This is a genomic window from Nonomuraea thailandensis, from assembly GCF_024172165.1.
GTDB classification, from domain to species: domain Bacteria; phylum Actinomycetota; class Actinomycetes; order Streptosporangiales; family Streptosporangiaceae; genus Nonomuraea; species Nonomuraea thailandensis.
On record NZ_JAMZEB010000002.1, the window covers coordinates 5,484,370 to 5,506,422 of the forward strand.

Genomic DNA, 22,053 nt, shown 5'->3' on the forward strand with positions numbered 1-22,053 from the left:
GGAGCTGACGTGGGGGTCTGGCGAAGTACCGTGGTCAGGCGCCGTAGCGGCCGGGCGAGATGATGCCGTCCGGGTCGAGCGCCGTCTTGAGCCTGTGCAGCATGCCGAGGCCCGCGGTGCTGGTCTCGGACCAGACGTCGGCGGCGGCGTGGTCGATGTCGGAGCGGTAGATGGCGCAGCCGTGCCCGCGCAGCAGGCAGTTGCCGTCGTTGCGGAGCTGGTGCGCGCGGTACGGGGCGTCGGGCGCGCCGCGTTCAAAGAAGATCTGGATGACGCCGTTGGCCATGTGCTTGCCGACCAGGTTCCACTCCACCATGAGGGCGGTGGTGTGGTGGTTGACGGCGCCCTGCATGGCGGCGAGGATCTGGTCGGTCCTGCGGGCGTGCATGGGCATCAGCGGCAGCAGCGCCAGGAAGCCCATCGCGCCCTCGTCGATCCGGTCGCACGACGTCACGCCGAGCGCGTTGTGCACGCCGCGGCAGGTGGGGATGCCCTGCGCCATGAGCGCCCGGGGGTGGAGCGGGTCCTCGGGGCCGACCTCGGCCGCGTCCACCACGCGCAGCGCCTCGGCGCCCTCGACCTCGATGAGCGCCTTGCGCAGCAGCTCCTCGGCCAGCTCGACCGTGGCGTCGCTGCCCATGAGCGGCCCGAGGATGGTGAACAGGCCCGGGTCCACGCCGGCGGGCAGCATCCAGTCGCCGTGGTCGGGCACGAGCGACAGCTCGCGCACCCGCAGCAGCCCGTCGGCCGGGTTGCCGCGGCGCAGGAAGTCGGTGACCGCGCCGAGCGCCACGCCGACCTGGTCGCGCGGCATCCGGCCGTGCACGAGCCCGATGGTCTCCGGGCGCGGCACGAGCGAGACGGCCATGGCGGTGACGATGCCCAGGTTGTGCTGGACGAACGTCTGCGTCAGGTCGGGCCCGGCGACCCGGCCGTGGTAGCGCCCCGCCGGGTCCAGCCCGCCGGTGGTGACCACGCTGCCGTCGGCCAGCACGGCCTCCAGGCCCGCCACGTCGTGGACGCGGGAGCGGACGCAGCCGTCGCCGCGGTCGAGGGCGTTGCCGAGGACCGAGGTGTCGGCGCACGAGGCGGTGACGTTGAGCATCCACGGGGTGTCGCGCAGCACCGCGGCGAGCTGCCGCTGGGTGACGCCCGGCTCGACGACCGCGAAGCCGGCCTCCAGGTCGAGACCGCGGATGCGGTTCATGCCGCCGAGGTCCACGACCACGTTGTCGTCGGTGACCGGCACGGCCGAGCCCATGCCCCAGTTCCTGCCCGTGCTGATGGGATAGAGGCGGCGGCGGTCGGCCATGGCCTGCCGTACGAGTGTGCGTACCTCGTCCAGGCTGCGCGGCGTCTCGACGCCCGCCACGGAGCGCGGCTGGTGGCCCCCGACGTCACGCGACCTCAGCTCGGGTCGCGATAGTCCCTGCATGACTCTCCTCAAGGGGTGAGATTCGCTCTTCCGGCTCCCTGCGTCGGAGCCGCTGTGGGGGCACACGTCAGACGGTGTGCTGGAGCAGGTCGTCGATCGACCCGATGGCCTGGTTGGACAGCTCCCTGATGCCGAGCAGGCGCTGCTCGACGTGGACGTTCTCCTCCGGCGGCGCCTCGGGGAGCGGGGCGGTGCCGGGGAAGTCGAGCGTGCCGCGGGGCGCGCTCTGCGCGGGCACCTCGTGCAGGCTGTACGGGTGGCGCCGGACGTGGTCGGCGCGCTCGTGACGGGAGCGGGCGGGCAGGTGCGGGGGGGTTCGCATGACGGGAGCTCTCCTACCGGGCTGGAACGGGGTTTTCCTGGCGACCGCTCGCCGTTGAGCGGCTGGTGGTCAGCGCGCACCCTCCTCGGTCTCCTCGAAGCCGGGGTAACCGGCCCGTGGAGCGACGGCCGCAGGGGCGGCTCGTGGCACACCGTGGTTGATGACGCTCGCGGCGATGCGGCGCTCCGCCAGCCCCATGTGGGGACGGCCGGCACCGGTGGAGCCCGGCCGGGCGCCGGCCGAGCCTGTGATCATGGAGCTGGCGTGCACCCAGCGGCGCGACTCGGCCAGCACCTCACGCTGCGCGCGGGCCAGGTCCGAGTGCCGCGCGTAGTGCTCGCAGACCGCCCGCGCCAGCACCCGTGCCATCACGAGGTGCTCCTGGCAGGCGCCCGCGATCTTCGCTTCCAGGCCGATGACCTGGGCGAGGAGCAGTTGCAGGTGCGGCAGGGCCGAGCTGCGCTCGAACCCGTCGAGCTCGGCCAGCCGCTCCGGCCAGCGCAGCCGCCGCTCGATCGAGGCGCACACGCCGCTCACCACCTGGGCGGCGGGCTCGTCGTCCGGGGCGCGGCCGTCGAGCTGGACGGCGCGCTGCGCGGTCGGCCCGAAGTCCGTGAGCCGGCGCAGCCCGCTCTGCAGCAGGCGGATCCGGTTGTGCAGGCACGCGGCGCTCCAGCCGAGCACCAGCAGGCGGTCGGCGTCGGCCTCGCAGTGCCAGCCGACCAGTGCCACCTCGCGGGCCATGCGGTGGTGCAGCACCCATGACTCCTGCTCGCCCACGGGCGCGGGCGTGTCGATCCATACCTGCAGCCCGCCGGGGGGCAGCTCCGCGACCCCGACGTCCATGCCCTCGGGCGCGACCCTGGCACAGATCCGCCGTACGACGCGTTGCTGAGCGACTGTCTCCGGCGCCATGGGCGCCGGGCCTGGCAGCACGCGTTCCGGGGCGACTCTCGCCCTCGGCTCGATGCTCATCTGGGGCCACCTCCCGACCCGACCTACGTAAATTGACACTTAATAGTGCCGTCCCGATCGTCGTTATGCGGGGGTTTTCTGTCAACTCCCACTTAACGCAACCGGTATGGATCGCTGGCGGCCCGTGGAGGCCGCAACGTCGACCCGCGACTTCCCGCAGGTGAATACGCGGTTACGGGGCGTGGATGATCTAGAGTCCGAACGGTGCGGCAGATCGTGGACGACAGGCGAGGAGCGGGCCCGTGCCGGTGATCCGTGCCATGGTCGCGGCCCTGTCGGTGGCCGCCGGGCTGCCCGCGTACCACGATCCGGCGCAGGCCGGAGGCGATTACTGCGTGCTACCTGATCGCCCCATTCAGTCCGGCCCTTACCTCGTCGCCACTGCTTCCTTCCTAGACTGGATTCATCCGAATCCGCCGCCGGCCGAACCGGAGCCGGAGGGCGCGGAGCGGCTCGACTTCGCCGGGTTCCCGAACGTGTCGGCCCTCGACGTGACCGGCCCCCGCGGCCGTCCCGAGACGAAGGTGATCGCCACCTACACCACGAACGTGGACAAGGTCGTCACCCTCACCAACGACGCCGCCGTCTCGCTGGACGGCGGGCGCACCTTCGGCCCGCCCAGCCAGACGCCGCTGCGGGAGTCGCCGATCGAGCTGCACGACGGCCGGTTCTTCGCCACGGAGTACTACCCGGCCAGGACAGGCCCGCACACGGCCCGCCTGGGCGTGCTCACCTCGTCCACGCTGGAGGACGGCGAGAGCTGGCTGCGCTCGGAGGCCGTCCTGACCACGCCCGGCGACCTGCTGCACGGCGGGGCCGCGCACGGGACGCCGATCCAGCTCGCCGACGGGACGATCCTCATCACGGTCTACGCCCGCTACAGCGACACCGGGGCGTACCGGTCGGAGGTGTACGCCAGCCACGACGGCGGGCGCACGTTCGAGCGGCGCGGGGTGATCGCCGTGCCCGAGCCCGGGTTCGCCTACAACGAGGCGGCGGTCGAGCAGGCGGTGGACGGCAGCCTGGTGGCGGTGCTGCGCCGCGACGGCGGCAGGTACTCCACGCTGCACCAGAGCCGCTCCGGCGACGGCGGGCACACCTGGGAGCCGGTGCGGGAGCTGCGCCTGTCCGGCTACGACTGCGTGGTGCGCGGGGTGGCGCCCCGGCTGCTGCTGATGCCCGGCGGCGCGCTCGTGCTGAGCGCGGGGCGGCCGGACAACTGGCTCACGGTCTCGCCCGACGGGCTCGGGCACGAGTGGCTGGAGCCGCGGGTGACCTACCACAACCGCGACGGCATCGTGGACGTGCGCGGCTCCTCCGGCTACACGGGGCTGGCCGCCGTCGGCCCGCACCGCTTCATCCAGGTGTTCGACAACTGCAAGCTGGCCGGGGTGCGGCCGGACGGGCTGCTCGACGAGACGGCGTGCCCGGCCCACGGGCGCTTCGAGTACGGCGGCCGGTACGCGGTCAAGCGCCTGCTGTTCGACGTCGCCACCCCCGGCGTCCGGCTGGACCTGGCCGCGCTGCGCCGGCGCGGCGACCTGCGCGTCTCCACCGACATGCGCTGGACGAGCCCCCGGCGGCCGAGGACGCGCCCCGGCGGCGCGCTGGACGGCAGCACGGGCTACTGGTCCAGCGCCGTCGCCCGGGGCAGGGGCCGCTACGAGCTGCACCTCGACCGGCCGTACCCGCTGGCCAGGATCGGCCTGAGCCTGCGCCCCGGGCAGCCGGCGAGCGCGCGCGTGTACGTGTCGGGCAACGGCCGCTCCTGGGGCGAGCCGGTCGTGACGATCAAGGACAGGGTCGATCACGCGCTGCGCTACGACGAGATCGGCCGCACCGCCCGGCACGTCAGGATCGTCGTCGAGCCCGCGGCGGGGTGCGATCCGGAAATAGGCCACAAGTGCGCCGTGCTGAACGAGGTCGAGCTCTTTTCATGAATGCCCCGCGACCCTGAACGAGAAAGTTTTCTGCCAGTTCGGGGACGTTGTCAGGCCGGGGAATTCGAAACGCCCGCGGGGGCCCGCTCCCGGTACCCCCGCGCGGCTCCTTCGAGCCCTTACCGCCCCGGCGGCATGTCGCCGCGACGGCCGAAGGGCATGTCCTTCTCGTCCCTGGTCACGCCTTCCTCGTCGATCTCCACCCGCTCCTTGCGGACCTTGCCCTCGACGGTCTCCTCGTGCTGGACGTCCTGCTTGCGCACGTGGATGCGCTCGACCGGCTTGGTCTCCTTGCCGACGACGGCGCGCTCCTCGTGCAGGATCATCTCGCGGTCCTCGGCCTGGATCTCGTGCGCCCCGGCGATCTGGCCCTCGCGGATGGGCTCGCGCTCGATCACGACCTCTTCGTGCGAGAGCGGGATCGTCTGCTGGACGTCCTCGGTCTCGACGTACTTGTGCAGGCGTACGCGGCCTGCCTCCCTGCTCTCCTTGCCGATGTGCAGCTGCTCCTCCGACCGCGTCATCTCGATGTCGCGATCCTCGGTCACGCCGCCGGGCATCGCGCCGGCCATGCCGGCGCGTTCGCCGGTCAGCCCGGCCCGCTCGCCGGCCATCCCCGTACGGTCACCGGCCATGCCAGCGCCGGTGCCGGTGCCGGTCAGGCCGTTGCGCTCGCGCTCCCCCGTTACCGGGCCCCGTGTGCGGGCCTCGCCGGTGCGCTGGCGCGGGATGTCGGTCGGCTGCATGCCGTAGTAGCGGTAGAGGTCGGCCTCCTCGCTCAGAGACAGGCGGTCGTCCACGTCGATGTTCGGCGCGCCCTTGATCATCTCTTTGTCGAAGGGGACCCGGATCTCGTCTCCCGAGCGGCGGGCGTTGGCCAGCGGGACGAAGGTCTGCTTCATCCCGAAGAACCCCGTGCGTACGGTCACCCACTCCGGCTCGCCCGAGTGATCGTTGAGGTAGATCTGGCCCACCTTTCCGATCGACTGTCCGTCCGACCCCACCACGTGGCATTCGAGTAGGTTGCGGATCTCTGTTTGCATAGCCACAACGATCCCCCCGATGTGTCCGTCCTGGTTCAAAAGGGACAAATACCCTAAATCGCCACATATCCACACAAGGGTGGGGCACGTTTCGCTCTATTTCACGAAACGGTCCCGGATCTGCTTGAGGCTCAGCTCTCCTGAGCCTTCTCCAGGGCGTCCAAGTGTTGTTGCAGGGACTGCTGAGCCGAGCCGGCCAGCGCCTTCACCGTCTGGTTCGAGCCCTTGGAGACCTCCGTCCTGGTGGCCGCCAGCGCCTCCTTGTGCGCCTTGATCATGCCGGACAGGAAGTCCTCGTCGAAGTCCTGCCCCGAGGAGTTGCGCAGCCGCACCACCTCGGCCCGCTGCGCCTTGCTCGGGGAGGTGGGCAACTGGATGCCCAGTTGCGTGGCCGCCTGGGTGACCTTGGAGCCCAGCTTGGTGTGGTCCTGGACGAGCATCTTGCCGACGGCCTTGACCTGTTTGGTGGTGCCCTTGCCCATCGCCAGCCGGCCCGCCTGCACCTCGGACAGGTTGCCCTGGTGGATGGTCCGCATCCAGGTCCTGTCCTGTTCGGACGGCTCGGTGTCGGTCCGCGCGGGCACCGCCGCGGTGTTCGGCGCCACGTCGGTGGAGCAGCCGGTGAGGAGGGCCAGCGTCGCGGCGGCCAGCGGCAGGGTCAGACTCGTGCGCATGAGGATTCCTAGGACAAGGTGATACGTCTCCGATACAGAGCGTAACCATCATGGAGTCGATGGCCCGGCATTCGCCCTGCTCAGGCGCGTCAGACCACCGGCCGCCAGCCCCTGCCGGGCCGCCGGGAGCGGTTTCACGGGCCGCGGTAGCCGGGCGGTGGCTCGTCGGCCGCGTAGGCGTTCGGCTCGCGGCCCGTGAGGAACGTGCGCAGCACCTCGAGGTAGGCGTCGGTGCGGCCGGGAGGGGCGCCGTCGCCGACGTAGGCGAGGCGGGTGTTCGGGAGCGCGCGGCGGTAGGCGGTGGCCTCCGACCAGGGCTCGGCGTCGCAGGCGCCCTTGACGATCAGCACGGGCACGGCGATCCGCACCAGGTCGTTCCTGAGCGAGGCGGGCGTGGCGCGCCCCGCCAGGGCGACGTACCCCCCGAGGCCGGGAGCGGGCGGGGAGGCGGGGCACGCCGGTGCGGCCTGGCGGCGGAGGAGCAGCGCGAGGTGCGCGTCGAGTTCGCGGTCGCCGGCGAACGTGCGGGCGGTGGCCGGGTCCACGCGCAGCAGCGCCGAGACCGCCAGCGTGCGGGGGTGCGGCAGCGCGGCGGGACCCAGGGGCACGGCCGAGGCGGCCAGGCGGGACGAGGCGCGTGCGGAGGTGAGGCCGGCCGGCGAGTACAGGACCGCTCTGGCCACCCGGTCGGGGTGCGCCGCCAGGTACGCGGCGGCGAGCTGCGCCCCGTGGTCGCGGGCCACGAGGTTGAGGCGCTCGGCGCGTACGGTCCGCCGGATCGCCTCCAGGTCCGCCACGTCCCGCGCCAGGCCGTAGCCCCGGGGATCGTCCAGCCGGTCCGAACGCCCGGCCCCGAGCTGGTCGTACACGTACACCTGGAAGCCCGCGGACGCGAGCCGCCCGTAGAACGCCGCGTCCCCCTCCAGGTCCCCCACCCCCGGGCCGCCGTGCAGGAAGACGACCGGCTGGGCCCGGGTGACCCGCTCGGGCGCGATCCGCACGTACGCCAGCCGCGACCCCGTGGACAACCGCCACTCGCGCTGCCCCTTCACCTCGGCAGGGGCGGGCGGCTCCGCGAGAGGGCTGAGCGTGGCCACGGAGACCTGCCAGACCACCAGCGCCTCCACCCCCAGCACCACAGCCGCCCGTGACCAGCGCCCCCACGCCACCTGTGGCCTGGGCACGCACAGGAGCAGCCCGAGGAAGAGCACCGACGCGAACACCGCCAGCCCCACCACGGCGAACACGTTCGGACCGGCGCCCACCAGGGCCATCCCGGCCAGCGCGGCCAGCCCCGCGACCGGCGACAGCGCCACCACCAGCCCGCCCGCCACCACCCGCCCGGCCAGCCGCCGGAGTCGGCGTCCAAGCCTCCGCCCTGTCCCGTGCCCTGTCCCGTGCCCTGTCCCGTGCCCTGTCCCGTGCCCGGCCCCGTGCCCTGTCCCGTGCCCGGCCCCGTGCCCGGTTTTGCGCCCGGCAGGGGGCCGCACGGCCGGATGCCCGGCCCCGCCGTCGGCCCTGTGTTCGGTCCTGCGTTCGGCGTTGGAAGCCACGAAAGGGACGTTAGTGCACACTCCCCGCCCGGGTCAGGGAAGTGACCGACCCAGGCGCAACCGGATGCGGTCGCCCCGCTGCACGGACTCGCGCACGGTCCACACGCGCTCGTCGATGACCGTGCCCCTGGCCGTCATGTAGCCGCCCATCCTGAGCACCGGCCGCCCCCTGTCGTCGCGCAGCAGTTGCGCCCGCGACTCGGAGTCGTCGCCGAACAGCACGAGGAAGTCATGGGTGCCGGCGGGGGCGTCGAGGATCAGACCGGGATACAGGTGCGAATGGGGAACCTCGATGACATGCATGCTCACGCGTCAACGTCTACCCAGATTTCACGCTTCAAGCTTAAGCCGGGGCCGGGATAGCGCTTTCCATGGACATGAGGTGAAATATCAGCATCCTTTCTACAGGCTGGAGTACCACTGTGCCACTGTTCGACCTGCCGCTCGATCAACTCCGCGCGTACCGCCCCGACCGTGACGAGCCCGCCGACTTCGACGCGTTCTGGGCCGCCACCCTGGCCGAGGCCGGGGAGTTCGACCTCGCGGCCGAGTACGTCCCCTACGACCTGCCGCTGACGGGCGTGGACGTGTTCGACGTGTCGTTCGCCGGGTGGGGCGGGCACCGGATCAACGGCTGGTTCCTGCTGCCGCGCGGTGCCGACGGGCCGGTGCCGTGCGTGGTGCACTACATCGGCTACAGCGGCGGGCGCGGGTTCCCCAAGGACCACCTGCTGTGGCCCGCCGCGGGGTACGCGGTGTTCGTGATGGAGACGCGCGGCCACGGCGGTGCGAACGTCGGCAGCCCCGGCACCACCGGCGACCCGCACGGCAGCTCGGGGCCGCAGGCGCCCGGCATGATGACCCGGGGCATCCTCGACCCCGCCGACTACTACTACCGGCGCGTGTTCACCGACGCCGTCCGGGCGGTGGACGCGGCGGCCGCGCATCCGGCCGTGGACGCCGGGCGCGTGGTGGTCTCGGGCGGCAGCCAGGGCGGCGCCATCGCCCAGGCCACGGCGGCGCTGCACCCGGGCGTGCGGGCGGCGCTGATCGACGTGCCGTTCCTGTCGCACTTCCGGCGGGCCGTGGAGATCACCGGGCGGGATCCGTACCAGGAGCTGGTCAGGTTCCTGGCCACCCGCCGGGACGCGGCCGAGCAGGTGTTCCGCACGCTGGCGTACTTCGACGGGATGAACTTCGCGGCCCGTGCCACGGCGCCCGCGCTCTACTCGGTGGCGCTGATGGACGACGTCTGCCCGCCGTCCACGGTGTTCGCCGCCTACAACCACTGGCAGGGGCCGAAGGAGATCACCGTCTGGCCCTGGAACAACCACGAGGGCGGCGGCGGCTACCAGTCGGAGGAGCAGGTGCGTTACCTGCACAAGCTGCTGAGCGAGAACGAGGGATAGGCCGCAGGGCCGGACGAGGGCGGGGCCGCCGCGCCGGAGTGCCCATCCGCTCCGGCGCGGCGGTGCGCGTCAAGCGGTCTGCTCGGTGACCAGGAACGACACGCTTCCCTGGTCATCGGCTCCGGCGTCCAGGGACTTGTCGTCCAGCACAGTCGCAGCCACCGGGTCGAGGTAGACCCGCGCCCCTTCGGCCTCCACCACGGCGTCCGCCGGTTCGGGGGCGGTGGCCAGGGTGAGGGTGAGCGCGCTGGCGCCCTCCCCCTGAGACGAGATGCGAATCCCGCTCTGGGTCGGCTCGGGCGCATTCGAGGTCAGGTCACGAATGGCCTGGGCTGCGTTGGCTGTCAGGGTGAGCACTACGGCTCCTCCTCACGGTCGACGTTCAGGAGTTGGCTGCCCTTCCCCCCTCTTTCGGCCTCAACCCTCCTTGGTGTTTTCTTTACCCAGAATTCCCGGCCGCCTGCCTCCGGCCCGCGCACGCGGGAACAATGGGCGCATGGACTTCGCGGCGCAGAGGCAGGCCCTGGTGGCGCGGCTCAGGACGGCCCAGGAGGTCGGCGAGCCCGTGGCCCGGGCCATGCTGGCGGTGCCGCGCCACCTGTTCGTGCCCGGCGTCGAGCCGGAGGCCGCCTACCGCGACGAGCCGATCGTGACCAAGCTCGACGCCGGGGGGCTGCCGATCAGCTCGTCCTCGCAGCCGGCCATCATGGCGACCATGCTCGGCCAGCTCGGCGTGGAGCCGGGGCACCGGGTGCTGGAGATCGGCGCGGGCACCGGTTACAACGCTGCGCTCCTGGCCTACCTGGTGGGGCCCGGCGGTCACGTGGTGGCCCTGGACCTCGACGAGGACACCGCGGAGGAGGCCAGGCGGCATCTGGACGCGGCCGGGGTGGCGGGGGTCGAGGTGGTGTGCCGCGACGGGGCCGGCGGGCATCCGGAGCGGGCCCCGTACGACCGGCTGATCGCCACCGTCGGCGTGTGGGACCTCGCGCCCGCCTGGCTGGCGCAGCTCGGGCCGGGCGGGCGGCTGGTGGTGCCGCTCGACCTGCGGGGCGTGCAGGTGTCGGCGGCCATGGAGCGCGACGGCGAGCGGTGGGTGAGCCGGTCGGTGGCGCCGTGCGGGTTCATGCGGATGCGCGGGTCGCTGACGGGGACCGAGACGATCGTGGTGGTGCGCCGGGATCCCGGCCTGATGCTGCTGCTGCCCGAGCCGCGCGAGGTCGGCGACGTGCGGTCGGCGCTGGAGGCGGCGCCCACCGAGATCACGGTGCGGCGCGAGGAGCCGGCGCCGCCGTTGACGGTCGCCACGGGGGTGGCGCTGTGGCTGGCGCTGCACGAGCCGCACTGGTGCGTCGTGAACGGCGACCTCGGCGGCGGGCCCGGCGGGGGGCCCGGCATCGTGCGGCCCGACGGCGTCGCGGTGCTCGCCGCCGATGGCTCGCTGGTCGCGCGCGGCCACGGCGCGGGCGGGGCCGGGCTGGCGGCGGAGCTGGCCGCGCACGTCCGGGCCTGGGACGCGGCCGGCCGCCCCGAGGCGAGCGCCCTGCGCATCGAGGCCTACCCGGCCGACCCGGCCTCGCGCCGGGCGACGGGCGGCACGGCGGGTGACCCGGGCGCCTGCGACACGGCGCCGGCCGCCGGGCGCGGGCCCGGCGCGGTGGTCATCGAGAAGCGGCACACCACCCTGGTGGTGGGCTTCGGTTAGACGGTCCAGGCCCCGTCGCGGATGAGGTCGCGCCCGGCCAGCTCGTTCGCCTCCCGCCAGGCCTGCAGCCGCCGCGGCGCGATGTGGAAGTAGTGGTAGGCGCCGGCCTCCTTGCGCGGGTCGAAGCCCGCCTTCTCCGCGAACGCGTCACCGAGCTCGTCGGAGACCTCGGTCGCGGGCGTCGCCGTGGCCGTGCCCTCGATGAGCACGACGTCGCGCACCAGCCCGATCGCCACCCGCGTCCGGCCGCCGGCCAGCAGGTTGCGGGCGGTGGGGCTGGCGCTGGCCGTGGAGATGACCAGCGCGGCGCCGTCCCACAGGAACGACAGCGGCACCATGTACGGCACCCCGTCCGCCCCCGCGGTGGCCACCCAGGCGTCCACGTCGTGCTCCAGGCGGTGCAGGGTGTCCCGCTTGCGCTGCTCGGCGGTGCGCGGGGTGGGCTGGGACATCGGGCCTCACTTTCGAACGGTCACAGGGCTCTGATCGCCCTCGTCATTATTGAGGATGATCAGGGGACGAATGTGACACGGAGCACGGATCTAACGCTCGTCGGGGCGCGATGACCGGCAGGAGCCCGCCTTGGCGCCGGCCACCTTCCACTCCGCTCCGGCGAACGGGCTCATGAAGTGGGTCAGCAGGTCCACTGCGTAGTCGGGCACCTGCCCGCCGGGATCCAGCAGGGAGAGCATCTGCGGCCCGTCGGCGCCGCGCAGCGTGATGGTGCCGCGCTCGGCGCCGGCGGCGAAGCCGGGCTTGGCGTCCACCGTGACGCAGGCCAGGCCGATGCCGGCCGCTCTGATCTCCTGGGCGGCCCCGATCCGGCGCATGCGCTGGTCGTAGCGGCGCAGGGCGAGCGAGGTGGCCGGGCCGATCCTGACCGACTCGCGGAAGACGTCCTCTCCGATCTCCCTGCTCAGCCTGACGTCGAGCGCGACGTCGGGCCGCAGGTTCACGCCCTTGGCGGCGACCTTCACGGTGCCGTAGTCGCCCTCGAAGCCCGGCGCGACGTAGCCGAGCGCCGGGGGCGCCTTCATGCCGAACGGCGCCCTGCCGGGCCTGATCCGCAGCCACGACATGCGGGCGACGGACAGGGAGAGCCGCTCGATCGAGCTCCGCCCGAGCCCGAACCGCCCGCCGACGTGGTAGGTGAGGAAGCCGTTCGTGTACGGCACCTCCTTGCTCACCGCCAGCCGCTGGGCGGCCACGGGGTCCACCCTGAGCCCGGCGCGCAGCGCGATGCGGCCCGTGGGGACCGGCCGGGAGACCAGGTCGAGCGACTGGTCGGGGTTCAGCCGGATGGTGGTGTCGGCGGCCAGGTCCCTGACCGTCAGCGACACGTCCCCGAGCCGCCCCGACGGGTCCACCAGGCCGCCCTCCACGCCGAGGTGCCCGTCGAGCGTGCTGGCGCCGCCCTCCGCCCTGTACGTGACGGCCGGCACGCTCAGCCCGGCGGCCGAGGCGTCGGCGTCCACGCCGAAGACGGCGGGCACGTCGGAGAAGCGCAGCTCGCCGGTGCCCTTGCCCGGCAGCGTGACCTTGGCGGTGAGGTGCTTGACGGCCGCGGAGTTGTTCACGCGGATGCGGGTCCTGGCCCCATACGTGCCCTGGACGGTCACCGCGGCGGGCACCGGGTCGATCGCGACGTGCCCGCGCAGCCCGCCCGCCTCGGCCCGCACGTCGAGCGCGCCCAGCGTGGCGGCCGGTTCGATCCGGTACGAGGCCTGCACCGCGTTCCCCTGCCCCACCCCGAACGGCCCGACCGACATGCTGGTGATCCGGGAGGGCAGGCCGGTCAGGGTGGCCCTGGCCCTGATCGGCACGGGCGACAGGACGCTGCTGGCCAGGTACACGCCGAGGCTGCGGCGCTTCGGGCGGAACCCGGAGAACGCGAACGTCTTTCCGGTCAGGTCCACCGTCACCTGGTCGGGCAGGCCCGTCACGTCGAGGTACCCCTGCAGGCCGAAGCAGCCGCGCTGCGGCACGCAGAAGGGGCCGGGCGCGCAGCCGGGCGAGCCGGCCGCGCAGCCGCCGTCCACCAGCGACACGCCTCCGGGGATCGCGGGCGCGGCCCGCATGCGGTCCAGCGCGGCGGCGGCGCCGAGCCAGGCGCGGGCGCGCACGTCCAGGCGGGAGCCGGAGTAGGTGAGCTTGCCGCCGGCCGAGGTGACGGCCAGCCGGCCCGGCACGGGCCCGACGGTGCCGGCGATCCCGAAACGGGTGTCGCCCTGCCGGACGTCGGCGTCCACGGCGAGGGTCTGCGTGGCCGAGCGGAAGTCGGCGGTGAAGCCCTGCGCGGCGGGGGTGAACTCGACGTGCGAGAGCCTGTTGACCAGCACGCTGGCGTCCAGGTCGCCGGTGGCCTGGTCGTAGTGGGCCGCCAGGTGCGGCCCCGCGGGGGCCTTGGCGCCGTCGTGGTTGGTGAAGGCCAGCGCGGCCGTCCGCACGGGGCCCGACAGTCCGCGGAAGCGGTAGGAGGCCGCGTTCCATGAGGCGTCGAAGCGGGCGGGCACGCCGGTGACCTCGGCGGCGGCCCTGGCGTACCGGTCGCCGAGCCTGGCCCTGGCCAGCGCGGAGACCCGCTCGACCGGCCCGTCGGAGACCCAGCTCAGGGTCCTGGCCCCGGTGTCGGCGACGAGCTCGGCCCGCTCGCGCACGCCCTCGACGGTGGCGCGCAGGTCCTCGCCGGTCGCCCGGGTGACGTGCGCTTTATTGGCATAAATCCGCACCTCCTCCACCGTCGAGGACGTCGTGACCTTGACCGTCGAGCGCTCGCCCAGCTCCCACGACGCCTTCACGTCGTCGTGCACGCCGAGCACGGTGCCGTCGATGGTCGGGCCGGACCTGAGGTCGGTGTAGGCGGCCCGCAGCTTCTCGATCACGCCGCTGGCCTGGTAGACGGCCTTCCTGGCGGCGGGGTCGAGCGTGACGTCCACGGTGGCGGGCGTGTTGGAGATCTCCATGCGGGCGACGTGGGTGCGGTCGATGCTGGCGGCGCCCACGAACGAGCGCCCGCTCGCGGCGGTGGCCAGGTGGACGTGCGGCGCGGCCCCGTACGTGACGTCGAACCCGGACAGCCCCGTCAGCAGCCCGGAGACCCCCACGGCGGCGCCGTCCCTGATCATGGTGACGTGGCCGCCGCGCGGGGTGGAGACGGCTCCCTCGCCGCGTTGCAGCACGACGGCGAACCTGCCGATGGGCGAGCTGGTCGTGTGCGTGACGCGGTGCGCGGACAGGTCGTGGACCAGGCGGACCCTGGCGGGCAGCGCGCTGAGCTCGGCCTTCAGCACGGTCCTGGCCTCGGCCCGGTCGAAGTAGCGCAGGCTCGCCGCGCCCGCCCGGCCCGAGCCGGTGGCGACGGAGAGGGTCTGCTTGCCGTTCGCGGTGCCGTACCTGGCGGTGAAGGACGGCGGCAGGCGCCGGAGCTCGACCTCGGTCACCCTCGACAGGCCGCCGTCGCGGTAGGACAGGTCGTGCACCTGGGCGCGGGCGACGGAGGACGGGCTGGAGAAGCGCACCTCGCCTCCCGACAGCCGCACCTCGGCGCTGGTGGGCATGCGGTCGAGCACGGCCCGGGTGAACCGGCGGCCGGTGACGGCCACCGCCTCGACCACGGCGGGCGCGGAGGCGGTGACGTTCAGGGTGGGGGTGCCGAGCGCGGCGTCGACGGTGAGCTCGCCGGTGGCCGGCGTCTGGCGCAGGCTCACGGCGCTGCGCCCGGTCAGCCCGGCCACGACGGCGGCGCTGGGCCCCGGTTCCTTCCGGTCGACGACGGCCTTGATCCGCTTTCCCGCCAGGTCCACGGTGAACGTGCCCCGGTCGGCGGCCGACAGCGACGAGCCGCGGCGCAGGCCGTCGAAGCCGACCGAGACCTTGTCGTCGTACTCGGCCCAGACCTGCGCCCTGACGCTCTGCCCGGACAGCCGCCTGACCGCGAACGAGATCCCGGCCGAGCCCTCGCCCGGGTCGGCGACGGGCACCAGGTCGGCGGCCAGGTCGGGCTTGCCGTCGCCGGTCACGTCGGCCGCCACCGGCACGCCGACCGGCTGCCGGATCGAGCAGGCGACCGGCACGGCCTCGCTCCGCACGCACAGCCGGTACGTCAGCCCGGGCACGGCCTTGCCGAGCCCTTCGAACGTCCTGGCGATCGCGGCGAGCGGCTTGCTCAGGTTGAGCGGCTCGGCGCGCGAGGTGTCCGGCAGCACGTCCCGCACGTCGGGCGCCTGCCTGCCGAAGCCCTGCGCCTCCTGGACGGCGGTGGCCGCGGAGGTGATCTCGTTGCTCAGCTCCGGGCCCGCCGGCGTGGTGACCTCGGGCGCCTCCGGCCCGACCCGCTCGTTCCCCGCGGGCCGCAGGGCCAGCGAGGCCCGCTGCGGCACGGTGACGGTGGCGGCCGGCGGCTCCTGCACCGCCGGCACGGGCCGCACCTCGACGCGCGGGTGAACGGGCTGGATCTGGGCCTCGGCCGCGGACGGCACGCCGGCGAGGACCGTGCAGGCGATGGCCGTCGAAGTGAGCACGCGCATGAGGGCGTGCGGCATGAAACGTTCTCCCCCGGACCTGTCTATTTCATCCCATCAGAAACATAGGTCACGAGATGACCATATTTCCTCACTGGGCGTCAAACAGGATCCGACGTGGGACCCCAATTTTCTGTCAAGGCCGGTACGGGCGCAGCCGCGGCCACCACCCCGGCACGTGGGCGCGATAGGCGTCGTACTCGGCACCGAACGTCCTGTGCAGGTGCGGCTCCTCGTACCAGTGCACGAAGGAGCAGACCGGGATCGCCAGGACGGCGACGTAGAGCAGCAGCCGGGGATCCCCGAAGAGCAGGGCCTGGCCGATGACGGCGGCGAAGATCGCGACGTACATGGGGTTGCGGACGTAGCGGTAGAACCCGCCGACGACCAGCCGGTCGGGCGGCGCGACCGGGATCGGCGTGCCGAACCCCTCGACCACGAACCTGACGAAGGCGCCGGCCACCATGGCCAGCCCCGCGAGTGCCAGGAGCGCGCCGAGCGCCCTGAGCGGGATCATGACCGGATCAGGGAAGGGGGCGTGGAAGCGCCACCCGCCGATCCAGTACGGGACGAGCACGGCGACGACTCCTGGACCGGCGGCGAAGAAGGTGGCGCTGACGGCGGCGGCGGGCGTTCTGCGCATGGCATCGCTCCTATTTCACTATGTGATGAGTTTAGGAAGCGGGACGCGGCCATGTCAACGCCTGTTGGCACTTCAGGCGATCCGGATGACGATCTTGCCCCGGACCCCGCCCGCCTCCAGCGCCCGGTGCGCCCCGGCGACGTCGTCCAGGGGGAACACCGTGTCCACGACCGGGCGCAGGGCGCCGCTCCCGACGTACCCGGCGAGATCGGCGAACAGCCTGTGGCCGGGGTTGCCGCTGAAGAAGCGCACGCGGCGCCCGCCGTGCACGGCGGAGCCGGCGATGTACGCCAGGGACGCGGCGACCCTGCCGATGTCGAAGGCGATCGCCACCATGCGGCCGGACGGCGTCAGGAGGCGGCGGTAGGCGGCGAGATCGGTGCCGGCGGTGTCCATCACCACGTCGAAGGGCCCGAGGTCCGCCGGGGAGGTGGTGGCGTAGTCGTAGGCCTCGTCGGCGCCGAGGTCGCGTACCAGGTCGAGGTTGCGCGCGCCGGCGAGCGCGGTGACGTGGGCGCCGAGCGCCCTGCCGAGCTGCACCGCCACGACGCCCACGCCGCCACTGCCGCCCCGCACCAGCAGCCGCTCGCCGGGCCGCAGCCGCGCCTTGTCGCGCAGCGCCGTGATCGCCGTCGTGCCCACGGGCAGCGCGGCGGCCTCCACCAGGTCGAGCCCCGCCGGAGCCAGGGACAGGTGGCGGGGCCGGACCGTCAGGTACTCCGCGTTGCTGCCGAAGGTGCGGCCCAGCACGCCCCACACCCGGTCGCCGACCCGCGGGCCCGCCGTCCCCGGGCCGAGGGCGGCGACCTCGCCGGTGAAGTCCAGGCCCATGCGCTTGGGCCAGCCCCACTGCGCCAGCCCCGTCACCGGCCGCACCCTCCCGGCCCGGCCGTGCAGCTCGCCGCCGTTGACGCTGGCGGCGTGCACGCGGACCAGCACCTCGCCGGGCGCGGGGACCGGCCTGGGCACCGTGCCCACGTACAGGACCTCCGGGGGGCCGTACCGGTCGAACAGGGCCGCGCGCATCTCGTTCTTCTCCATGCGATCGAAGCTAGCGCGCCAAACGGATGGCACCGTCCACTTACGTTAAGGTGAGAGACATGCCTGCCCATCCCTCTCAGATCGAGCCCGCCGGGGCGATGCGCGCCGACGCCCGGCACAACCGCGCGCGCATCCTGGACGCCGCCCGCGAGGCCTTCGCCGCGCGGGGGCTGGACGTGCCGATGGCCGCCGTCGCGCGGCGCGCCGGGGTGGGCGTGGCCACGCTCTACCGGCGCTTCCCCTCCCGCGAGTCGCTGATCACGGAGGTGTTCGGCGACGAGCTGGCCGCGTGCGCGTCGGTCGTGGACGAGGCGCTGGCCGACCCGGATCCGTGGCGGGGGTTCTGCGCGGCGATCGAGAAGGTGTGCGCGATGCAGGTCGCCGACCGGGGGTTCACCGACGCGTTCCTGACGGCCTTCCCTGACGCGATCGACTACGAGCGGACGCGGGCGCGGGCCGAGCAGGGCTTCGCCGAGGTGGTGCGGCGGGCCAAGGCCGCCGGGCGGCTGCGCGCCGACTTCGACCTGGCCGATCTGACCCTGCTGCTCAAGGCCAACTGCGGCGCCGCCACCGGCACGGCGGAGGTCGCGGGTGCGGCCTCACGACGGCTGGTGGCGTACCTGCTGCAGTCGTTCCGCGCCGAGCACACCGAGCCGCTGCCGCCCGCGCCGCCCCTCACCCTCGGCCACCTGCACGCCCCGGCCGCGCGCTAACCGCGCGGGCGCGGATCGACGTGGATCTTGGGGGCACTCCCCCACTCCGGCCGCCTCCGCCCCGCCAGCACCAGGGCCGCCTCCTCCAGCGGGACCGTCGCCGCGACGAGCGGCCGCGGATCGACCAGGCCCGAGGCGTACAGCTCGGCGGCGCCCGCCAGGCCGCCGGAGGCGCTGAGTATCCCGACGGCGGTGATGTCGCCGAGCACGAGCCCGCGCGTGTCGATGTCGCTGCGCTCGGCGGACAGGCCGATGAGGACGACGCGGCGGCCCGGCTCGACGGCCTCCACGGCGAGCGCGGGTGAGCCGCGCCCGTTCGAGGCGTCGATGACCCCGTCGAACGTCAGCTCGGGGCGGCCGGTCCAGGTGCGGGTGAAGCCGAGGGAACGGGCGAAGTCCAGCGCGGGCCCGGGCAGGCCGAGCAGGTGCACCTCGACGCCGCGCGCCGCCGCCGTCAGCGCCGCCAGCAGGCCGATCGTGCCCGGCCCGATCACCAGCAGCCGCTCCCCCGGGCCGAGGGCGGCGGCGTCCACGGCCCGCAGCGCGTTCCCGCCGGGCTCCACCAGCGCGCCCAGCACGGGATCGACGGCGCCGGGCAGGGGCTGCAAGGCGCGGACGGGCACGGGAAGCCGCTCGGCGAGCGCGCCCGGCCAGCCGTTGCGGATGCCGATCTCGTACCGGCCGGCGCACAGGTGCTGCCTGCCGCCGAGGCAGCGCGCGCAGCCCCCGCAGCCGAGCATGGTGTCGCCGGTGACGCGGCGGCCGAGCCAGGCCGGGTCGACCCCGTCGCCGGCCTCGCGCACCACCCCGGCCCACTCGTGCCCGATGCGCACGGGGTAGCGGGCCTCGCCGGTGCGCAGGTACGTCATCGCGCCCGAGTAGAACTCCATGTCCGTCCCGCACACGCCGGCCCGCTCGACCTCGACGACCACCTCGCCGGGGCCGGGCACGGGCGGCTCGACCTCCTGGACCTCCGCACGTCCAGGACCCGTGATGACGAAGGCACGCATGATCGCGACGTTACCCTCTCCCCCGTGCCCGCCGCGCTTCCCGCGGCGGCCCGTCTGGTGCAAGGTGGGAGGGAACCTCGTGGTTGCCAGAACCGGCCGGAGAGGAATCCACATGCACGCGAACGTCGGTGACCTGCTGATCATCCACGGTCACGTGGTCGGCCAGGGAGACAGGAAGGCCGAGATCGTCGAGGTCCGGGGCCCTGGCGGCACGCCCCCGTACCTCGTGCGTTACGACGACGGCCACGAGCAGCTCGTCTACCCCGGGCCCGACTCCTTCGTCGAGCCGGCCGGGCCGCAGTAGGCCCCGGGCGGGCTCAGTGCGCCAGCGACCGCAGCGCCGTGGCGGCGTCCCGGCCTGATCCGGCCGCGACCTCGTTGCCGTCCCCGTCGCGGGCGATGGCGGTGATCCCGTCCACCGGGCCCCTGGCCAGCGTGATCGTGTGCCCCCGCGCCAGCAGCGTGTCCGCGTCGGGGCCGCGCCGGGCGGCGGGCCGCTCCAGCAGGCGCGGGGCCGCGATCAGGGCGGCGACCGGGGTGCGGTGGCGGGTGAGCAGCACGGGGCCCTCGTCGTACGGGCCGGCGGTCTGGCGCACCAGGTCGCCGAGCCTGCCGCGGGCCGTCGAGAGCGAGACCACCGGCAGGCCGCTGAGCAGGCCGTACACCTCCGACAGCGGGATGAGCGCGGCCCACTCGTATCGCTCGCGGGTGATCAGCGTGGTGGTGCCGCTCCTGGCCGCCCGGATGAGGGAGCCCCACTGGGCGCGTGCCTCCTCCACTCCGACGGGCGCGCCGAAACGGTCACGCAGCGCTTCGTAGGCGGCCGGATCCGTGTTGATCATGCCAGAATCGTAAGCCGCCTTACAAAACTTCGGCAACCCGTCCCGCCTTCTCGGCGGCCGAAAACCGGTCGAACGGCCTCAGAGGCACCGAATAGGGTTTCCTGGTGCACAGCTACCTGGAGACCGACCGGCTGATCCTGCGCCGCTTCGCCGAGTCCGACGCGGACGACCTGTTCCACCTGCACAACGACCCCGAGGTGATGCGGTACCTCAACGGGGGCAAGCCGACCCCGCGCGAGGTGATCCTGGAGCGGACCGTGCCCAGGTTCGTGAGCGGCGGCTTCTTCGCCGCCCAGGAGCGGCGGTCCGGCGAGTTCCTCGGCTGGTTCCACCTGCGCCCGGCCGAGGGCGGGCCCGAGGAGGAGCCCGAGCTGGGCTACCGGCTGCACAAGGCGGCCTGGGGCCGGGGGTACGCCACCGAGGGCTCCCTCGCGCTGATCGACAAGGCGTTCGCCGAGCTGGGCGCCCGGCGCGTGTTCGCCCAGACGATGGCGGTGAACGTCGGCTCGCGGCGGGTGATGGAGAAGTGCGGGCTCCGGTTCGTACGCCCCTTCCGCCTGGACTGGCCCGAGCCGATCGAGGGCTCCGAGCACGGCGAGGTCGAGTACGAGCTGCTGCGCGCCGATTGGGAGGCCGCCCGCAGGCGCTGAGCCTGGTGCACTGGTCGGACCAGTGGTTAGGGTGCGTCGTATGGGATATGACGCGCTGTTCCGCCTGGACGGGCGGCGGGCCGTGGTGATCGGCGCAGGAAGCGGGATCGGCAGGGAGGCGGCGCTGGCGCTGGCCGCGCACGGCGCCTCGGTCGTGTGCGCCGACCGCGACCTGCCCGCCGCCCGGGAGACCGCCACGGGCTGCGGCGGCGACGCCCGGCTGCTCGACGTGCTGGACGCCGGCGCGGTGCGCGCGCTGGCCGGGGAAGAGCCGGCCGACGTGCTGGTGTTCACCGCGGCCACGAACGTGCGCAAGCGGCTGCTCGACTACTCGGGCGAGGAGTTCGACCGGGTGGTGGGGCTGAACCTGCGGGCCTCCTTCGACGTGGTGCGCGCGTTCGGCGCGGGCATGGTCGAGCGGGGCCGCGGCTCGATCATCGGCTTCGCCTCCATCAGGGCCTCGGTCACCGAGCCGGGGCAGAGCGTGTACTCGGCCACGAAGGCCGGGCTGGTGCAGCTCCTGCGCACGGCCGCCGCCGAGTTCGGGCCGCACGGGGTGCGGGTGAACGCCATCGCGCCCGGCGTGGTGGAGACGCCGCTGACGAGACAGATCAAGGAAGATCCCGGCTGGTACGCCGCCTACGCCGCCAAGAGCGCGCTCGGCCGGTGGGCCACGGCGGACGAGCTCGCCGGAGCCGTGGTCTACCTGGCAGGAGACGCGGCGAGCTTCGTGACCGGCTCCGTGTTGTACGTGGACGGCGGCTGGACCGCCGTGGACGGCCGTTTCGATCCGCCGAATTGAGGCGAATACTTCCGACCGAATAGGGCAGCGGGCACGGGTCCCAGGAAAGGAGGGACCCATGAGAACAGCACGGAAGTTAGCACCCGCGGGCCTCGCGGCCGTGCTGGCACTGACCATGACCCCGACCGCCGCCCAGGCCCAGGCCCAGGCGGCACCCCAGGGCGTCTCCCAGACGACCGGGCGTACCGTCGCCGGCACCGGCGCGTGGAGCGCGGCGTTGCACGCCGCACCCCAGGACGTCGCGTACCTGCGGGCGGCGCACCGTGGCCACCTCGCCGAGATCGAGGCGGGCAAGGCCGCACTGCGCAAGTCCCGTGACCGGGACGTCCGCGGCATCGCCTGGCGGCTGATCCGCGACCATCGCAGGCTGGACGCGCGCCTGCGCGGGGTCGCCGACCGGCTCGACGTCCGTATCCCGAGTTCCCCCACCGCCGAGCAGCGCCGGGACCTTCGCGCGGTGCTCTCCAGGTCCGGTCACCGCTTCGACCGCGCCTGGCTGCGGCTCCAGGAGGACGCGCACGAGCGTGCGCTCTGGCTGGGGCAGCGGGAGCTGCGGCGCGGGCACTCCAACTGGGTGAAGGACCTGGCGCGCGACAGCGCCCCGGTGATCCGCCACCATCTCCGCATGGTTCGCGCGGAGATGTAGCCCGCGTTCCCTGATCCGACCGGCCCGGCCGGTCGGCAGCCGTGCCCGGACCCGGCGCCGCCTCGGGAGTTCTCCTCCCGCGAGGCGGCCCGGGCTCCGGGCACCGGCGCTCTACCGCTCCGGGCATCGG

General features: G+C 73.6%; 22 protein-coding genes. 8 read left to right on the top strand and 14 right to left on the bottom strand.

The features are described from left to right. Positions 1-34 precede the first annotated feature (34 nt). From HD597_RS28760 to HD597_RS28770, 3 genes are all read right to left on the bottom strand, one after another. The gene (locus tag HD597_RS28760) at positions 35-1,435 is read right to left on the bottom strand and encodes an FAD-binding oxidoreductase (protein WP_253745977.1); all 1,401 of its coding nucleotides are present in this window, start codon (positions 1,433-1,435) and stop codon (positions 35-37) included. A gap of 67 nt (positions 1,436-1,502) precedes the next feature. Then, positions 1,503-1,757 carry a hypothetical protein gene (locus HD597_RS28765; RefSeq protein WP_253745978.1) on the bottom strand — a complete coding sequence of 85 codons (255 nt, stop codon included), beginning with the start codon at positions 1,755-1,757 and terminating at the stop codon, positions 1,503-1,505. 69 nt (positions 1,758-1,826) lie between these two features. Beyond that, positions 1,827-2,732 carry a hypothetical protein gene (locus HD597_RS28770; protein WP_253745979.1) on the bottom strand — a complete coding sequence of 302 codons (906 nt, stop codon included), beginning with the start codon at positions 2,730-2,732 and terminating at the stop codon, positions 1,827-1,829. Between the two features lie 242 nt (positions 2,733-2,974). Here HD597_RS28770 and HD597_RS28775 point away from each other — a divergent pair, with 242 nt between their 5' ends. Further along, positions 2,975-4,672, top strand: a complete 1,698-nt coding sequence (locus HD597_RS28775) for an exo-alpha-sialidase (RefSeq protein ID WP_253745980.1) — start codon at positions 2,975-2,977, stop codon at positions 4,670-4,672. Positions 4,673-4,791: 119 nt separating this feature from the next. Here HD597_RS28775 and HD597_RS28780 read toward each other — a convergent pair whose 3' ends face one another. From HD597_RS28780 to HD597_RS28795, 4 genes are all read right to left on the bottom strand, one after another. Beyond that, positions 4,792-5,715, bottom strand: coding sequence for a DUF2382 domain-containing protein (locus HD597_RS28780; RefSeq protein WP_253745981.1), 924 nt, complete (start codon positions 5,713-5,715; stop codon positions 4,792-4,794). Positions 5,716-5,846: 131 nt separating this feature from the next. Then, positions 5,847-6,389, bottom strand: a complete 543-nt coding sequence (locus tag HD597_RS28785) for a DUF4142 domain-containing protein (RefSeq protein WP_253745982.1) — start codon at positions 6,387-6,389, stop codon at positions 5,847-5,849. Between the two features lie 134 nt (positions 6,390-6,523). After that, positions 6,524-7,942 carry an alpha/beta fold hydrolase gene (locus HD597_RS28790; RefSeq protein WP_253745983.1) on the bottom strand — a complete coding sequence of 473 codons (1,419 nt, stop codon included), beginning with the start codon at positions 7,940-7,942 and terminating at the stop codon, positions 6,524-6,526. Between the two features lie 33 nt (positions 7,943-7,975). Beyond that, positions 7,976-8,251 (bottom strand): hypothetical protein, encoded by a 276-nt coding sequence (locus HD597_RS28795; protein ID WP_253745984.1) that lies wholly within the window; start codon positions 8,249-8,251, stop codon positions 7,976-7,978. Positions 8,252-8,364: 113 nt separating this feature from the next. Between HD597_RS28795 and HD597_RS28800 the strand changes: the two genes are divergently transcribed. Next, complete coding sequence (locus tag HD597_RS28800) at positions 8,365-9,351, top strand: acetylxylan esterase (protein ID WP_253745985.1); 987 nt, start codon at positions 8,365-8,367, stop codon at positions 9,349-9,351. 69 nt (positions 9,352-9,420) lie between these two features. Here the strand turns inward: HD597_RS28800 and HD597_RS28805 are convergent, their stop codons facing one another. Further along, complete coding sequence (locus HD597_RS28805) at positions 9,421-9,708, bottom strand: HesB/IscA family protein (RefSeq protein WP_253745986.1); 288 nt, start codon at positions 9,706-9,708, stop codon at positions 9,421-9,423. A 139-nt stretch (positions 9,709-9,847) separates the two neighbouring features. Between HD597_RS28805 and HD597_RS28810 the strand changes: the two genes are divergently transcribed. Beyond that, a complete protein-coding gene (locus HD597_RS28810; protein ID WP_253745987.1) occupies positions 9,848-11,056 on the top strand; it encodes a methyltransferase domain-containing protein in 1,209 nt (402 codons plus the stop codon). Here HD597_RS28810 and HD597_RS28815 read toward each other — a convergent pair. The 4 genes from HD597_RS28815 to HD597_RS28830 form a co-directional block, all read right to left on the bottom strand. Beyond that, positions 11,053-11,508 carry a pyridoxamine 5'-phosphate oxidase family protein gene (locus tag HD597_RS28815; RefSeq protein WP_253745988.1) on the bottom strand — a complete coding sequence of 152 codons (456 nt, stop codon included), beginning with the start codon at positions 11,506-11,508 and terminating at the stop codon, positions 11,053-11,055. The two genes, HD597_RS28810 and HD597_RS28815, sit on opposite strands and share 4 nt — an antisense overlap. Before the next feature lie 90 nt (positions 11,509-11,598). Next, the gene (locus HD597_RS28820) at positions 11,599-15,597 is read right to left on the bottom strand and encodes a hypothetical protein (RefSeq protein ID WP_253745989.1); all 3,999 of its coding nucleotides are present in this window, start codon (positions 15,595-15,597) and stop codon (positions 11,599-11,601) included. 115 nt (positions 15,598-15,712) lie between these two features. Further along, the gene (locus HD597_RS28825) at positions 15,713-16,219 is read right to left on the bottom strand and encodes a methyltransferase family protein (protein WP_253745990.1); all 507 of its coding nucleotides are present in this window, start codon (positions 16,217-16,219) and stop codon (positions 15,713-15,715) included. Positions 16,220-16,291: 72 nt separating this feature from the next. Beyond that, positions 16,292-17,260, bottom strand: coding sequence for an NAD(P)-dependent alcohol dehydrogenase (locus HD597_RS28830; RefSeq protein WP_253745991.1), 969 nt, complete (start codon positions 17,258-17,260; stop codon positions 16,292-16,294). Between the two features lie 59 nt (positions 17,261-17,319). On the opposite strand from HD597_RS28830, the gene HD597_RS28835 reads away from it, so the two are divergent. Further along, the gene (locus tag HD597_RS28835; RefSeq protein WP_253745992.1) at positions 17,320-17,973 is read left to right on the top strand and encodes a TetR/AcrR family transcriptional regulator; all 654 of its coding nucleotides are present in this window, start codon (positions 17,320-17,322) and stop codon (positions 17,971-17,973) included. Here the strand turns inward: HD597_RS28835 and HD597_RS28840 are convergent. Continuing rightward, a complete protein-coding gene (locus HD597_RS28840; RefSeq protein WP_253745993.1) occupies positions 17,970-18,983 on the bottom strand; it encodes a zinc-dependent alcohol dehydrogenase in 1,014 nt (337 codons plus the stop codon). The genes HD597_RS28835 and HD597_RS28840 overlap by 4 nt on opposite strands. A 112-nt stretch (positions 18,984-19,095) precedes the next feature. Here HD597_RS28840 and HD597_RS28845 point away from each other — a divergent pair, with 112 nt between their 5' ends. Further along, positions 19,096-19,287: a DUF1918 domain-containing protein gene (locus tag HD597_RS28845; RefSeq protein WP_253745994.1), complete on the top strand. Its 192-nt coding sequence runs from the start codon at positions 19,096-19,098 to the stop codon at positions 19,285-19,287. Positions 19,288-19,300: 13 nt separating this feature from the next. On the opposite strand, the gene HD597_RS28850 is transcribed toward HD597_RS28845, so the two are convergent. Beyond that, a complete protein-coding gene (locus HD597_RS28850) occupies positions 19,301-19,825 on the bottom strand; it encodes a type II toxin-antitoxin system prevent-host-death family antitoxin (protein ID WP_253745995.1) in 525 nt (174 codons plus the stop codon). A 104-nt stretch (positions 19,826-19,929) separates the two neighbouring features. Here HD597_RS28850 and HD597_RS28855 point away from each other — a divergent pair, with 104 nt between their 5' ends. Genes HD597_RS28855 through HD597_RS28865 form a run of 3 tightly spaced genes read left to right on the top strand, consistent with a single transcriptional unit; the run spans position 19,930 to position 21,923 of the window. Next, on the top strand, positions 19,930-20,475 hold the full coding sequence (locus HD597_RS28855) for a GNAT family N-acetyltransferase (RefSeq protein WP_253745996.1): 546 nt from the start codon (positions 19,930-19,932) through the stop codon (positions 20,473-20,475). A 40-nt stretch (positions 20,476-20,515) separates the two neighbouring features. Next, on the top strand, positions 20,516-21,277 hold the full coding sequence (locus tag HD597_RS28860; protein WP_253745997.1) for an SDR family NAD(P)-dependent oxidoreductase: 762 nt from the start codon (positions 20,516-20,518) through the stop codon (positions 21,275-21,277). A gap of 58 nt (positions 21,278-21,335) precedes the next feature. Further along, the gene (locus tag HD597_RS28865) at positions 21,336-21,923 is read left to right on the top strand and encodes a DUF4142 domain-containing protein (protein ID WP_253745998.1); all 588 of its coding nucleotides are present in this window, start codon (positions 21,336-21,338) and stop codon (positions 21,921-21,923) included. Positions 21,924-22,053 lie beyond the last annotated feature (130 nt).